Source organism: Planococcus sp. 11815 (assembly GCF_051096385.1).
Taxonomy (GTDB): domain Bacteria; phylum Bacillota; class Bacilli; order Bacillales_A; family Planococcaceae; genus Planococcus; species Planococcus citreus.
Window position 1 is genome coordinate 2,226,700 of the sequence record NZ_CP096991.1, and the last position, 15,261, is coordinate 2,241,960.

Annotated in this window: 14 protein-coding genes; 4 read left to right on the forward strand and 10 right to left on the reverse strand. The window is 48.0% G+C overall.

What is annotated here, in order from left to right:
* Positions 1–158: 158 nt before the first annotated feature.
* The 4 genes from M1Q06_RS11330 to hpf all read right to left on the reverse strand — a co-directional run bounded on the left by M1Q06_RS11330 (position 159) and on the right by hpf (position 6,044).
* Positions 159–1,358, reverse strand: coding sequence for a cation:proton antiporter (locus tag M1Q06_RS11330; protein WP_434399633.1), 1,200 nt, complete (start codon positions 1,356–1,358; stop codon positions 159–161).
* Between the two features lie 142 nt (positions 1,359–1,500).
* Positions 1,501–2,602, reverse strand: a protein-coding gene (prfB, locus tag M1Q06_RS11335) for a peptide chain release factor 2 (protein WP_121299458.1) whose coding sequence is annotated in 2 segments (ribosomal slippage) — positions 1,501–2,529 and positions 2,531–2,602 — 1,101 coding nt in all. Because the reading frame shifts where the segments join, the coding sequence is not laid out codon by codon here.
* Positions 2,603–2,665: 63 nt separating this feature from the next.
* Positions 2,666–5,182, reverse strand: coding sequence for a preprotein translocase subunit SecA (gene secA / locus M1Q06_RS11340; RefSeq protein ID WP_434399634.1), 2,517 nt, complete (start codon positions 5,180–5,182; stop codon positions 2,666–2,668).
* Positions 5,183–5,474: 292 nt separating this feature from the next.
* Positions 5,475–6,044 (reverse strand): ribosome hibernation-promoting factor, HPF/YfiA family, encoded by a 570-nt coding sequence (gene hpf / locus M1Q06_RS11345; protein ID WP_434399635.1) that lies wholly within the window; start codon positions 6,042–6,044, stop codon positions 5,475–5,477.
* 126 nt (positions 6,045–6,170) lie between these two features.
* Here hpf and M1Q06_RS11350 point away from each other — a divergent pair, with 126 nt between their 5' ends.
* A complete protein-coding gene (locus M1Q06_RS11350) occupies positions 6,171–6,878 on the forward strand; it encodes an SDR family NAD(P)-dependent oxidoreductase (protein ID WP_434399636.1) in 708 nt (235 codons plus the stop codon).
* 58 nt (positions 6,879–6,936) lie between these two features.
* Here the strand turns inward: M1Q06_RS11350 and M1Q06_RS11355 are convergent, their stop codons facing one another.
* From M1Q06_RS11355 to M1Q06_RS11370, 4 genes are all read right to left on the reverse strand, one after another.
* Positions 6,937–7,596, reverse strand: a complete 660-nt coding sequence (locus M1Q06_RS11355) for a ComF family protein (RefSeq protein WP_434399637.1) — start codon at positions 7,594–7,596, stop codon at positions 6,937–6,939.
* Positions 7,593–8,921: a DEAD/DEAH box helicase gene (locus M1Q06_RS11360; protein WP_434399638.1), complete on the reverse strand. Its 1,329-nt coding sequence runs from the start codon at positions 8,919–8,921 to the stop codon at positions 7,593–7,595. Before M1Q06_RS11360 ends, M1Q06_RS11355 begins: the two co-directional genes overlap by 4 nt.
* 40 nt (positions 8,922–8,961) lie before the next feature.
* Complete coding sequence (locus tag M1Q06_RS11365) at positions 8,962–9,792, reverse strand: DegV family protein (protein ID WP_434399639.1); 831 nt, start codon at positions 9,790–9,792, stop codon at positions 8,962–8,964.
* 174 nt (positions 9,793–9,966) lie between these two features.
* Positions 9,967–10,527: a DUF4440 domain-containing protein gene (locus M1Q06_RS11370; protein WP_121297903.1), complete on the reverse strand. Its 561-nt coding sequence runs from the start codon at positions 10,525–10,527 to the stop codon at positions 9,967–9,969.
* A 131-nt stretch (positions 10,528–10,658) separates the two neighbouring features.
* Between M1Q06_RS11370 and M1Q06_RS11375 the strand changes: the two genes are divergently transcribed.
* Positions 10,659–11,267, forward strand: coding sequence for a 3'-5' exonuclease (locus M1Q06_RS11375; protein ID WP_434399640.1), 609 nt, complete (start codon positions 10,659–10,661; stop codon positions 11,265–11,267).
* 76 nt (positions 11,268–11,343) lie between these two features.
* Here the strand turns inward: M1Q06_RS11375 and M1Q06_RS11380 are convergent, their stop codons facing one another.
* A complete protein-coding gene (locus tag M1Q06_RS11380; protein WP_058383351.1) occupies positions 11,344–12,018 on the reverse strand; it encodes a response regulator transcription factor in 675 nt (224 codons plus the stop codon).
* A gap of 28 nt (positions 12,019–12,046) precedes the next feature.
* On the reverse strand, positions 12,047–13,192 hold the full coding sequence (locus M1Q06_RS11385; RefSeq protein ID WP_434399641.1) for a sensor histidine kinase: 1,146 nt from the start codon (positions 13,190–13,192) through the stop codon (positions 12,047–12,049).
* A gap of 153 nt (positions 13,193–13,345) precedes the next feature.
* Between M1Q06_RS11385 and M1Q06_RS11390 the strand changes: the two genes are divergently transcribed.
* Together M1Q06_RS11390 and M1Q06_RS11395 are read left to right on the forward strand one after the other, a co-directional pair.
* Complete coding sequence (locus M1Q06_RS11390) at positions 13,346–13,981, forward strand: YigZ family protein (RefSeq protein WP_434399642.1); 636 nt, start codon at positions 13,346–13,348, stop codon at positions 13,979–13,981.
* A gap of 164 nt (positions 13,982–14,145) precedes the next feature.
* Positions 14,146–15,204, forward strand: coding sequence for an LCP family protein (locus M1Q06_RS11395; RefSeq protein ID WP_434399643.1), 1,059 nt, complete (start codon positions 14,146–14,148; stop codon positions 15,202–15,204).
* The last annotated feature ends 57 nt before the right edge of the window (positions 15,205–15,261 follow it).

Below are 15,261 nucleotides of genomic sequence, written 5' to 3' on the forward strand. Positions count from 1 at the left end.
TGTTATTCCTCTTCTTTCTATATTCACTTGAACCCTGTCAGAGTATAGCAGACCCCCCGTTTTTTGTGAACTTCATCTGGATAAAGCAATAGCCCTTCCTCAACAGAACTGCTAGCTGTATTCTAACGGCAAACTCCGACATTTTTGCAACTCTTCTTCTATTGTAGGTTTTTTAATACTTTCGATAATGGATAAATGCCAATGCTCTGGATGGCGAGTGATAGCAAAATCACCGCAAATGCCAAGGAAATCAGCACTTGGTCTTGTCCAGAAGCCGTTTCTTCGAGCCACAGCAAAAGTGCGACGGACATGGCGCCCTTGATTCCTGACCAGGCAGTTAAGGTAATCGTCGAAAAATCATTGTTGAATTCATGCCGCCATTTGGGCACTCCATAAATGAACAGCGCGATGACGATAAAGCGGACAATGATGGCCAACAGGAAAATGACGATTGCGAACCACCAGCTTGAAAAAGCCAGATACTCTGCACCGCGTATGCCGATCAGCAAAAATAACACTGCCAATAGAATCGGGGTGACGATATCCCAGAAACCGTCCAATGACTGAGGGAGCGTATCTTCCTTAATGTCCCTGCCCATTTCATAAGCGACGAATATGCCTGCTGCCACTGTCGCGAGCACACCCGATACCCCGATGGCTTCGCCAATATAAAAAGCGCCGTAAGCTCCGATCACGCTTAACATGACTTGGTATTTTTTATCCTGGGTGAAGCGGATTGTCTTGCTCATCAGCCAGCCGATCGCGATTCCGAGAAGGACACCGCCAATCGAGACGAGCAGCAATTCCGAGACAAATTTGCCCAATGAAAACCCGTTCCCGGTTTGATACATCGTCAGGAAAATCGTGAAAAAGACGATGCTTGTCCCGTCGTTGATCATCGACTCCCCTTCGACCACATCGGCAATCTGTTCTGCACCGCTGCTTTCTTTCAAAATAGCGGTCACCGATACCGGATCGGTCGGCGTCAGGATCGCCGCTAGCAAGAAAGCCGCCGTGAGGGTCAAGCTGGTAAATATCCCGCCTGTGAAATAGATGGACAAGCCGAGCAGAGCAACTGTGAGCATTAGCCCAATCGTGCTCAAATTGACGATGATGCCGATGTTTTGTTTTAACTGCTTCAAAGGAAACTGATAAGCAGAGGTAAACAACATTGCCGGCAAGAAAACATTGAAGATGATGTCCTTCGAAATATTGAATTCATCAAAATACGGAATAAATGAAAGCCCTAAGCCGATCGCCACCAACACGACGGGAACGGGGAAAAAGTTCTTTTTAATGTCGATTGTATAGACGATATAGCCAATGATCAGCAAGACCAATAATTGATGGGTCATCATATCCAAAACCTCCTTGGCAAATATAAGCTTCTTGTTCTTCTATTGCCTTTTCACGCGTAAAAAAACCCCCAAACGCCACCGCTCTATTGAGCAATAGCTTTTGGGAGTCGTATTTACGATGATTGGAGATGGATTTTTCAGCTTATTGCATTTTTGAACGCAGCATGGCATGGATAAATCCGTCCAAGTCACCATCCATGACAGCCTGCAAATTCCCTGTTTCGTAGTTCGTCCGGTGGTCTTTGACCATGGAATACGGGTGGAAAACGTAAGAGCGGATTTGGCTGCCCCAGCCGATTTCTTTTTGCTCACCGCGGATTTCCAGCAATTCTTGCTCCTGCTCTTCGATTTTCAATGCGTAGAGCTTCGCTTTTAGCATTTGCATCGCTTTTTCGCGGTTTTTGATCTGTGAACGTTCTTGTTGGCAAGTCACTACAGCACCGGTTGGCAAGTGGGTGATCCGGACAGCGGAGTCTGTCGTATTGATGTGCTGTCCACCCGCACCACTTGCACGGTAGGTATCGACTTTCAGATCTTCGGTGCGGATATCGATTTCGATTTCGCCCGTGAACTCCGGCATCACTTCACACGATACAAATGATGTGTGGCGGCGTCCCGAAGAATCAAACGGCGAAATGCGAACCAAGCGATGAACGCCTTTTTCAGCTTTCAAATAGCCGTAAGCATTATGCCCTTTAATGCCGAGCGTCACTGATTTGACGCCGGCTTCATCCCCTGCCAGGTAATCCAAAGTTTCCACTTTGAATCCGCGTTTCTCAGCCCAGCGCGTATACATGCGCAGCAGCATCGAGCACCAATCCTGGGATTCTGTTCCACCAGCACCAGGGTGTAATTCTAATATGGCATTGTTTTTATCGTATTCTTCACTTAATAGAAGCTCCAACTCGAACGCGTTCAAGTCTTTAAGAAACTGCTTCAGTTCCCCGCTTACTTCTTCGTGAAGTTCCTCATCCGGTTCTTCACGCAACAGTTCAAGCGTCATTTCCATATTCTCTTGCTCTTCCTCGAACTTGCGGTAACGATTGACTGTATCTTTCAATGCATTCACTTCGGAAATGACCACTTGCGCTTCTTCTTGGTTATTCCAGAAATTCGGGTCGATCATTCGCTCGTCCAATTCCTGTATACGTGCCTCTTTGTTTTCTAAGTCAAAGAGACCCCCTGAAGTCCGCCAGTTTTTCGGCTGTTTTGTCAAGCTCGTTGCGAATATCCGCTAATTCCATCATATAAAGTTCCTCCTCATAATAATGCCGAAGAGCTTTAGCTCTTCGGCCATAAACAATCGTTTACGAAGCTGCCCCGTGGCAGTTCTTGAATTTCTTGCCGCTGCCGCATGGGCACAAATCATTGCGCCCGACTTCCATCTCACGGCGTGCCGGCTCTTTTCTCTTGCGTGGTGCATCCCCGCCTTCTTTCGGGTTGACGGCTTGGCCTTTTGCCACTTCTTCACGCTCGAGATTGTTCTTGATTTCCGCTTTCATGGCGTATTTCGCCACGTCATCTTCAATCGCCTCGATCATCGCTTCGAACATGGCAAAGCCTTCGTTCTGGTATTCACGAAGCGGGTCATTCTGGCCATATGCACGCAAGTGAATCCCTTGTCTCAACTGGTCCATCGCATCGATGTGGTCGATCCACTTCGTATCGATCGAACGCAGGAGAACTACTTTCTCGAATTCGCGCATGCGGGTAGGTGTCATTTCGACTTCTTTTTCGTCATAATGCGCTGTTACTTTCTCGCGGATAAATTCGATAATCTGTTCTTGCGTCTTGCCTTCTAGATCTTGTTCGGTGATGGTATCTTCCGGCAAGAGATTGGCGGAAATCACTTCCGTTAAGGACTTCAAGTGCCATTCTTCAGGCTTTTCAGCTGTTGTATAGCTTGCAACCATACGGCCGATCGAACTATCGATCATATTGTCGACAAGTTCACGCATATTGTCCGTCTCGAGCACTTCCATCCGCTCTTTATAGATGATTTCACGCTGCTCGCGCAACACATCATCGTACTGCAAAAGACGTTTCCGTGCATCGAAGTTATTGCCTTCCACCCGTTTTTGTGCGGATTCGACAGAACGCGTCACCATGCGTGATTGCAGCGGCTGGGAGTCGTCCATACCCAGTTTGCCCATCATATTGCGCATGGAGTCCGAACCGAAGCGGCGCATCAAATCATCTTCAAGCGATAGATAGAATTGCGTCACGCCGGGATCTCCCTGGCGTCCGGAACGGCCGCGCAGCTGGTTATCGATGCGCCGGGATTCGTGGCGTTCCGTACCGATGACCGCGAGGCCGCCCGCTTCGATGACGCCTTCACCCAATTTGATATCCGTTCCGCGCCCTGCCATATTCGTGGCAATCGTGACGGCGCCTTTTTGGCCGGCATCTAGGATGATTTCAGCTTCATGTGCGTGGTTTTTCGCGTTCAAGACCGAATGCTTGATGCCTTTTTTGGTCAAATAAGCGGAAATGATTTCGGACGTTTCAATCGCTACGGTACCGACAAGAACCGGCTGCCCTTTTTTATGGCGCTCAATAATGTCCTCGGAAACCGCTTTGTACTTGCCTTCCGTTGTCGCATAAATCAAATCGACACGGTCATCACGGATGATCGGCTTATTCGTCGGAATGGAGATGACATTCATATTGTAGATATTGCGGAACTCTTCTTCTTCCGTTTTTGCCGTACCGGTCATACCTGACAATTTCTCATATTTGCGGAAGTAGTTCTGGAACGTGATTGTCGCCATCGTCATTGATTCGTTCTGGACTTCGAGGCCTTCTTTTGCTTCAATCGCCTGGTGGAGCCCGTCCGAATAGCGGCGGCCTTTCATGAGGCGGCCAGTGAATTGGTCGACAATGACCACTTCGCCGTCCTGGACGACATAGTCAACGTCTTTTTGCATCGTCACATGCGCTTTTAGCGATTGGTTGATCGCGTGATTCAGACGCACGTGGGTCAAATCGAATAAATTATCGATGCTGAAGGCTTTCTCGACTTTTTCAATACCTTCTTCCGTCAACACGACACCTTTTGTTGTTTCATCATAAGCGTAATCCGTATCTTTCTGCAGCAGGCGGCCGAACGCGTTTGCCTGCATATAAAGCTGTGCAGACTTCGCCGCTTGCCCGGAAATGATCAATGGCGTCCGCGCTTCATCGATCAAGATTGAATCGACTTCATCGATGACGGCAAAATGAAGCGGGCGCTGGACCATGTCTTCTTTATATAGCACCATATTATCGCGCAAATAATCAAAGCCAAGCTCATTATTTGTGCTGTACGTAATGTCCGCTTGATAAGCTTCACGTTTTTGTTCTTTTGTCAGGCTGTTGACGTTGAGTCCGACCGTCAAACCGAGCCAGTTATAAAGTTGGCCCATTTCTTCCGCATCGCGGCTCGCCAAGTATTCGTTGACGGTCACGACATGGACGCCTTTTTTCGTGATGGCATTCAAATAGACGGCCATCGTCGAAGTCAAAGTTTTACCTTCACCTGTCTTCATCTCGGAAATATTCCCTTGATGAAGCGATGCGGCCCCCATGATCTGGACGCGGAATGGATACATTCCCAGTACGCGCTTCGATGCCTCGCGCACTGTCGCGAATGCCTCAGGCAGCATGTCGTCGAGTGACTCGCCTTGTTCGAAACGTACTGTGAATTCGGCTGTTTTTGCTTTTAAGGCTTCGTCTGTCTTAGCCGTATACTCATCGGCCAGCGCTTCCACCTGATCTGACACTTTTTCCAATCGTTTTAAATCCCGTTTGTTCGGGTCAAATACTTTATTCAATACTCCAAGCATGTTTAACCGCTCCCTGCATGGCGATTCCGGCTGAAGACAGCATAGAAACCGCGATTGCTCATATTTTCATTCTTTGGGTTTATCTTAATCATATGCAGCATTTTCAAAAAAAATCTCACCATTCATTTTAACACTGCACTATAAAGCGTGCAAACAATGCATTTTTCGCCCGCGCGCAAATTTTTGTTAAAAAGAATCGATTGCTAATACATCTACAATCAAGAAAATAACTAGACACGTATATGTAAATAACTGCATAACAAAAGCCTCCCGTTACAGGAGGCTTTTACTATTATGAAGTTGTTTCTATCAATCCGTATGAACCGTCTTTACGTTTGTAGACGATGTTCGTGCCATTCGATTCCGCGTCTGTGAAGACGAAGAAACTATGCCCGAGCATATTCATCTGAAGAACCGCTTCTTCCTCGTCCATCGGTTTCAAATCGAATTGTTTTGTGCGGACGATTTTCAAGTCTTCTTCATCATCCGATTCCGCAGCCCCGTTGTTTTGTGCTTCGCTTTCGGCTATAGCAAATGCTAGACCCATTCCTTCGCGGTCACGGAATTTACGATTGACTTTCGTTTTATACTTGCGGATTTGACGTTCCAGTTTTGAAACGATCAAATCGATCGCTGCATAGAGGTCATCGTGCCGTTCTTCTGCACGTAGTGTTAAGTTTTTCATCGGAATTGTAACTTCCACTTTTGTTTGGCTATGGTTATACGTTTTCAAGTTGACCATCGCTGTTGCATTCGCTCCATCGGTGAAGTAGCGTTCGATTTTCTCTACCTTCTTCTCGATGTGTTCGCGTATTGCGGGAGTTACCTCAATATTCTCGCCTCTGATGTTGAATTGCAGCATGTGAACTCCTCCTTCTGTTTTGCTATCTATCTATTTCTAGTTGTTCCCTCCGGAATCCTTCTTGAAACGTAAAAAGTTTCAGCACTATAGTAAAAAGGTAAACTATATGACAAGGAGATGAAGCCCATGTTTACAAATAAAACGATTGTAGTGACTGGTGCCGCACAAGGCATCGGGAAAACCGTAGCACACTATTTCCAAAGAGAAGGCGCGAACGTCATCGGCCTGGATATTGAAGAAGTCAAAATCGACGGAGTGGAATACCGCCGCTGCGATGTAGGAAGTTTTTCGGAAGTCGAACGCGTCTTTTCCGACATCCATAATGCGCACGGCAGCATCCATGTGCTGATCAACAACGCAGGGATTTCGGAATTTACGCCGCTTTGGGAATTGACTGAAGAAGATTGGGACCGCGTGCTCAATACGAATTTGAAGAGCGTCTTTATCTGCAGCCGCGAAGCTGCCCGTTATATGGATGAAGACATCCGGTCAATCGTCAATATGTCATCAACGAGAGCGTTCATGTCAGAACAAGGGACGGAAAGCTACTCTGCATCCAAAGGCGGGATTTTTGCGCTCAGCCATTCACTCGCAGCAAGTCTTCATACAAAAGGCATCCGCGTTAACTCGATTGCCCCTGGCTGGATACATACCGGTGATAAGGATGAACTGCGTAAAGTCGACCATGAGCAGCATTGGAGCGGGCGTGTCGGTACCACAGACGATATCGCTAGAGCGTGCTTATTCTTGTCGAATCCCGATAATTCTTTCATTACCGGCGAATGTTTGACGATTGATGGCGGCATGACACGCAAAATGATTTACGAACATTAATACAGGCGGCTGCTATGCAGCTGCTTTTTTATTGCCTAAGAGTCAATTGGCTGTTCAATTACGCGCGAATCAACGTGAGTATGCGGATCGACTCTGCGCCCGCTTCCTGCAAAGTTTTTGCTGCCTGCCGCATCGTTGTGCCTGTCGTATAGAGATCATCCACCAGCACCAGCTGTTTCGGGACCACTCTCCCGTTCAATCGAAACAATTGCTTTATCGCCATCCGTTCCTCGCGGGTTTTCTCCCCCAAAGTTTCACCGCATTTTTCCAGCAGATGACTGTACGGAATCCCCGCCGCCAATAGCAATTCGTCCACTTGTAAAAAGCTTCGTTCGCGCAGCTTCTCCGCATTCAGCGGAATCGGCACGATTAGCGCTCGCTCGTTCGCCAAGTCTTCCCTTAAATCCTTCGCAAACACTTGTGCCAATAAGACATCTTTTAAAAACTTGTATTGGTGGAACCAATCTTTCATGGCACCGTTGTAGCGGTAAAGGCTTTTTCCTGAGCAGATAAGGCCCCGGTAGCCATGCTCTTCCCAGTAATGGCAATCACGACAAACCGCTTCGCCCTCTTTGCCGCAATATTTACAGCCTTGTCCGGTAATTTTTAAAAACTCATTCCGGCACGGCTGGCAGAGCAATTCTGGTGGTTCATAGAGGAAAATGCCGCGCCACGAAGGGACAAAGCGCAATACTTGATCGCATAAACAGCAGTTCATGCTTTTCCCTCCTTGTTATAGAAGAGAATCTCTTCCCTGGCCGCATCCATTTGCCTGGTGATGCCATTGTGGAAAAAGATGACGTCCCCAGTAGGGTCTTTCGCGCTTCGCCCGACCCTCCCGGCAATTTGGATGAGCGCTGCCCGGTCGAACACCCGGTGATCGGCGCCGATGACGGCGACTTGCAAATGGGGGATGGTGATGCCGCGTTCCAATATGGTAGAGGTGGCAAGGCCTGATAAGCCACCATTCCTCAACTGCATCACTTTTTCTTTGCGCTGTGGATCTTTCGAATGGACTGCAGCGATTGCGCAATCGATTTTGTGCAGCAACGGGCTTGCTTGCTCGATCAATTGAATAGATGGAAAGAATAAAAGGAACGGCTGTTTTTTCTGCAGCTTGTCTTCTATCCAATCTTTTAACGGAGCAGGGATTTTGCCTTTTTGGATATGGCGTTCATAATTCCACATCGCCCGGTAAGTGGGAACTGGCAGTGGCGCGCCATGGTAACGCCTGAATATGGTGGAGTGTCCGGCAATCTGTTTTCGGAGAGTTTTGGATGGAGTGGCAGAAATGTAGACGATGGGAGCGGACGGCTTGGCGGCTTTTTTCACTGCCCGTTCAAGTGCTGGGTCAAGCGAATATGGAAAAGCATCTGCTTCATCGACGAATAGTAAATCAAAGGCTTCCTGGAATCGATACAATTGGTGGGTGGTGGCCAGGATGATTTCGCCGTAGCCGGTTTGTTCGGGGCTATCGCCGTAGAGTGTGTGGACGGTGGCATCGGGGAATGCCTGCTTGAACCTGGGTGAGAGTTCGAGGATAACATCGGTGCGCGGTGCAGCTACGCAGATGCGTAATCCTTTTTGCAGCGCTTCGTGGATCGGGGAAAATAGAATTTCTGTTTTGCCAGCACCGCATACGGCATACAAGAGGTGATCTTCTTGCTTTCGGATGCTGTCGGAGATGGCTTGCGATGCGTTTGCCTGCTGGTGCGTCAGGCTGCCGGCCCAGCCAAAGGCACGAGGATCGGATTTTGGAATGGACGGAGCTGCCCATAAAACCAATTCCGTGCAACTGCTGATCCGCCCCATCTTGATGCATGTCCGGCAATAGCGGCAAACTTCGCCGCACGTTGCGCATTGGAATGGAATCACATAATCGGGCGACGTCTCAAGGCATCTTGCACACTGGCCGTCAGCCGATATACCGCTAACTACGCGTGCGCTGCCTTTCTCGATTGCTTCCTGTATGACTTCTTCCGGGAACGGAATGAATTGCTTTATCCATATCCTCCCTGTTAAAAATGCTTCGATTGCTTGCATGGATTTCCTCCTTTTTTTATAGCCGAAAGGCCTTGGCCGGTCATTTCTTTGCCCAGCCAAGGCCCATTGCGCCTTCTCCTAAATGCGTGCCGATGACCGGACCGAAATGAGAAATCGTGAATTCCACATCCGGGCAGGCCAGTTCAAGCTCCGCTTTCCATTTTTCCGCTTCTTCGAGCCGGTTGGCGTGGATGACCGTCGCTTGAAGCGGTTCTTTGCCGCAGTCTTTTTTCAATTCTTCCGCAATGCGGTTCATCGCCTTTTTTCGTGTGCGGATCTTTTCATACGGGACGATCAGCTTGTCCTGGAAATGCAGCAACGGTTTGATCTGGAGCATGCTGCCAACCAAAGCCTGAGCGCCTGATAAACGCCCGCCGCGCTGCAAATGGCGAAGATCTTCCACCATGAAGTAAGCACGCAGCGTTTTTTTCATTTCCTCAAGTTCTGCGAGAATCTCTTTAGCATTCATGCCTTGCTCCGCCAGTTCCGCTGCTTTTAGCGCATAGAAGCCTTGAACTGCACACGCGATTTCCGAATCGAATACGTGGACATCTACGCCTTCGGTCATCTCTCCCGCTTGCTTTGACCCAGCCATCGTTCCGCTGATACCGCTAGAAAGATGAATGGCTACCACTTCCTCATGTTGCCCTGAAAGTTGCTCGTATAATGAAATGAACTCACCGACCGGCGGCTGAGAGGTTTTCGGGAGCTCTTCACGCGCTTTTTCGTAAAATTCCACAGTATCCAATTCGGTTTCCGCATAGGACTCATTGCCGAATGTAATCTGCAAAGGCACCACATGTATGCCTTTATCTTTTGCTTGCTGCTGCGGAATATATGCTGTGCTGTCTGTCACAATTGCTGTTTTCATTTTCAATCAGCCTCCACTGCTATCTTACCAAAACTTGCCTGCCAATAGACAGAAAATCACGTCCATTGAAAGGTCTATTTCCGACATTATTTAACCTAGCATGAATCCAAAAAAGCTTTTCCGGTTACAAGCATCCATTTGCCTGCCAGGAAAAGCCTTTCGTTTAGTTTTCCATTATTGATTTCCGATGAAATGCAGGCTCGTCACTTTCCAGTCGCCTTGCTCTTTCTTGAAAACGACCACTTGGCGCCCGGATTGCTGCATCCCTTGTTCTGTGCCGGCTTCATTCATTTCCACATCGATGGTGGCAAACACTTCAGCCCGGTCCTCTTCGTATTTGACGATTGTTTCGTCGCTCGTCGTATATGTTGTGTCGTAGTTTTCGAAGGCTTCGCTCAATGCCTGCTGGTCTTCTTCACGATCAAAACCATCGGGATTTTCCGCGATGGTCGCCATATAGCGGTCCATGTCTTCCGCATTAAAAGCCGCGATGTATTCCTCATACGCGCCAAGGAGTTCCTGCTTTTCAGCTTCTGGAACATCCGCAGCGATGACGTCTCCCTCATCGTCCAATGTAAACCCTACTTCTTGGTCTGTGATGCCGTGTTCAACCGCATTATTTTCATTGGTGGCATTGCCGTCTTCTGCAGTATTGCTATTGACCGACGAATCGTTTTCGTCTGAACAACCTGCGAGCGCCAATATGAGCCCAGTTGCAACTATCCATTTTTTCATGATGCATTCCTCCTGCGCTCATTTTGCCATAGCCTCGCGCGGAATACAATGAAGAAACAGTGTCAATACGCGACAGGACAATTCCTTCCGCTGTCATGTACAATGGAAGGAAACCGAAAGGAGACGATCATTTGGAAAAATGGGAAGCAGAGCGCTTGCTCAACCAAAAGATGCGTGACACACGTACGTATCCGAAAAAAAGAACCGCTGCACGAGCGAAAAAATACAATTTGACGATGGAACCGGCAAATGACTATATCGTGCTGGATTTTGAAACGACTGGCTTGCGTGCCGGCGATGATAAGATCATCCAAATCGGTGCCGTTAAATATATCGGGCATCAACAACAAGATACGATGTACCTGCTGATCAATCCGGAACGGCCGATTTCCAGCACGATCACCCGCATCACCGGCATCCGCAACGGAGACGTCCAAGATGCGCCAGTCATCGAGGAAATCGCTCCCCAACTGATTGACTTTATCGGCGATTTGCCGATTGTCGCCCACAACGCACCATTTGATATGGGATTTCTCTATGCGCTTGAGCACATCACGCCGGTGCCGCCTTATCAAGTCATCGATACGGTCAGGCTGGCACGTAAGTTCATCACCGAAACGCCGAATCATAAATTGACGACACTATCCGCCTATCTCGAGCTCGAACACAATGCACACGATGCGCTCGGGGACTGTCTGGTCACTGCATCGATCTATCAGTTTTGTATCGGACGCATGTAAAAAAGCGCCGGAAGCTTTTGCTTCCGGCGCTTTTTTTAATTTTCGGCATCGGAACCCGTTGCCGCCAAATGTTTTTTTAACGTACTTCTACCCAACCGTTTTTAATGGCTGTAACGACTGCCTGAGTACGGTCATTGACCTGCATTTTTTGCAGGATGCTCGAGACGTGGTTTTTGACTGTTTTTTCTGAGATGAACAAAGTTTCACCGATTACGCGGTTGCTCTGTCCGTCCGTCAATAGCTGCAAAACTTCGCTTTCGCGTTTTGTCAGTAAATGGTAAGGGCGACGGATCTCTGTTTGATGGAAAGAACCTTTGTTTTCACGTTCGCTCAAACGGCGGAATTCCATCACCAAATTACGCGTCACTTTTGGATGCAAGTAAGAGCCGCCTTTTGCGACCACTTTGATCGCCTGGATGATGGCGTCCGCGTCCATTTCTTTCAGCATATAGCCGAGTGCGCCTGTTTTAAGGGCATGCGTCACATACGATTCATCATCGTGAATGGACAGCATAATGACTTTAGCGTCCGGGAATCTTTCGATTAGTTCTCCCGTTGCTTCGACGCCGTTTTTTTGCGGCATGTTGATATCCATCAACACAACATCCGGCTGATGCTCTTCGTACAGCTTGATGACTTCCTCACCGTCGCCGCCTTCTGCGACCACTTCAAACGATTCTTCGAAGTCCAGGATGCGCTTAACGCCCTCCCGGAACAATTGGTGGTCATCAATAATAATAATTTTTGTCATTATGTCGTCCTCCTCAAAATACCATATCTTACATACCCGCCTTCAGCGGGATATGAAACATTAACACCGTTCCTTCGCCAAGCGTGGAGTTGATGAAGAATTCCCCACCGATCAATTCGATCCGCTCCCTCATGCCGGTCAAGCCGAATGACTGGTCTTTGACGATTTCCTGGTCAAAGCCGGAACCATTGTCTTTGATGATGATGGACACCTGTTCAGTGAGCCACTCCATCTTGACTTCGATATCTGTCGATTTGCCGTGGCGAATCGCATTCGAGACCGCTTCTTGCACGAGCCGGAAAATGGAAGTTTCAAAATTATTCGGGAGCCGTACCTCGTTTCCGTTGGAATGGAAAGACAGCCGGACACCGCGATTGTATTCTTCAATCGTCTCCAGATATTTTTTCAATGTCGGGACCAGCCCGAGATCATCAAGCGCCATTGGACGCAAGTCATAGATAATGCGCCTGACTTCCGTAAGCGCTTGCCTTACCATATCCTTTAACGAAGAAATTTCCTTGAAGGCCTTATCCGCACCTTTTTCGCGGTAGGTTTTTTCGATCAGATCCGAACGCAGCAGGACGTTCGCCATCATCTGGGCCGGTCCGTCGTGGATTTCACGCGATAGCCTCTTGCGCTCTTCTTCCTGGGCTTCGATAATCCTTAAGCTGTAATCCTGCTTGCTCTTCGACTTGTCGACCGCGTCCCCGAAATCTTCCAGATCCGACGCTAAATAATTGGTGGCCACATTGATTTGATTGACTAGCCGCTCTGCACGCTCGATCGTCTGAAGTAACTTCTGGAGCTTGCGCTGCAGGCGGTCCCGCTTTTGCCGAAACTTTTTTTCCTCGGCGCGGTTCAAGGATAATTGCACTTGCAGTTCGTTGGCCAGCTCAAAAGCTTCGCGAACCTGGCTTTCAGTGAAAGATTCGAATGAACCCGATAGTTCTGCGAGTCGCCGGCGTGCCGAGCGGGTCCGCTCTTCAAGTGCGTCACCTTCCGCGATGATGCGGCTGATGTTCGTCCTGACATTCTCCAGTTCGTCCTTCATCTCTTCATAGCTGCGGCGACTTTCTTCGCTAATGGCGAAAATATCCTGTTTCGACTGGTCCATCTTTGCGACCAGCTCGTCAAAGATGGAATCTAATGAAGTTCCATCGTTTTTCTTTGCCATTCTAAAACCGCCTTAGCTATACTTACTGTAACCATCCGTCTCTTTGCTTCTTTCGCCTTACGGGCTTTAACAAGTATATCACTATATACGCAACAGCATATTAAGAATACATTACAAATTATCTGATTTCATTTTACAACAGGGGGAATAAAAATGCGAGAAAATTACATAACAGTAGGTTCTTCTGCCAATGCAGAAATACTCATAAACAAATCCCGTTTTATCGGCCATGCAGCAAGGGCAGAAACGGAGTCGGAAGCGATCGCTTTCATCGATTCCATCAAATCCAAGCATCGCCAGGCTACCCATAATTGTTCAGCTTACATCATCGGTGAACACGATTCCATCCAAAAAGCGAATGACGACGGGGAACCAAGTGGAACGGCGGGCGTTCCTATGCTGGAAGTGCTGAAAAAACAAGGATTAAAGGATACTGTGCTGGTGGTGACGCGCTATTATGGCGGCATCAAACTCGGAGGCGGCGGCCTGATCCGTGCGTACGGAAAATCCGCGTCGGAAGCGATTGCCGCTAGCGGTGTGGTGGAACGGCGCCTGCACCATTTGATGAAAGTGTCTATCGATTATACTTGGCTCGGCAAAATCGAAAACGAAATTCGCCAGTCGGATTATCCGTTGGCAGGGATCGATTATTCTGATGCCGTGGTGCTATCCATCCATGTGCCGGTCGAAAAAGAACAAGCTTTTATCGACTGGGTCAATGAACTGACGAACGGGCAAGCTGAAATCGAGTCAGCGCACACGGAATTCCTCGAATTTCCCCATCCTTGATTTCTTTTCATTTACGTGCAGAAAAAATCACTGTATAATATCCACAGCACAAAAAAATGAAAATTCGTAAATTCACTATGCCCTTAAGATCAGTGAAATGGCACTTGCATGTGCTTGGCTACTACCAAAGCCGCACATAATCCCCCTTTAGAGGAGCAACTATAATGAGTAGAAAAATGAAACGGGAGGCAAAGTCCAGCCGGCAGCGAAAGATCATCAAAATTTCTGCCATCCTGGCTGTCTCCTTGTTGATTAGTTTATCCGCCTTTGGAATTTGGCTCGTGAAAAAAGCCGAGTTTGCTGCGAACAATGCGTATGAATCAGCGGATGGACGCGACAAATCCGATCTCCGCGACGAACAAGTCGAACCGTTAAACGATAATATCTCGATTTTGTTCATCGGTATCGATGATAGTGCCGCAAGAGACCAAAGCAGCGATAACATCCGGTCCGACGCGTTGGTTTTAGCTACATTGAATAACGAGGATAAATCCGTCAAACTCGTCAGCATTCCGCGTGATACCTATACCTTCATTCCTGACTCTGGTTATGAAGACAAGATCACGCACGCCTATGCACTGAACGGCCCGCGCTCCACAATCGAAAGTGTCGAAGGCCTGCTCGATGTACCGGTTGATTATTACATGACGATGAACTTCGATGCCTTCGTCGATGTGGTCAATGCACTTGGCGGAATTACAGCCGATGTTCCTTATGATTTAAAAGAAAAAGACGAAACGGATTCCCATAATGCCATTGAATTGGAAGAGGGAATCCAGCAGTTGAACGGCAGTGAAGCCTTGGCCTTGGCCAGAACCCGTTACTACGACAACGATATTGAACGAGGCAAGCGCCAGCAGATGATTCTTGAATCGATCATGGATAAAGCCTTGTCAGCAGGATCCATTACCAAATACGGCAATGTTATCGATGCAGTCGGGGACAATATGAAAACCAATATGAGCTTCCGCGATATGCAGGCATTCTTCGAATATGCGAAAAATGGCAAACCGGATGTGGAGACGATGAGTGTCCAAGGTTACGATGATATGTCGACAGGCATTTACTACTACATGCCCGATGAAGAATCGCTTGAGGAATTGAAAGATATTCTCCAAAGCCACCTCGGCTTAAAACCGGACACTTCCAATCTTTCCTTGAATGAAGAAGACCTCACCGATCAGGCTTTTCCAGCTACCGGATCAGATCAGGAACAAGAATAAAAAAACTGGCAACCGATAGCGGTTGCCAGTTTTTTGTATCTTTAATTATTTTGCCTA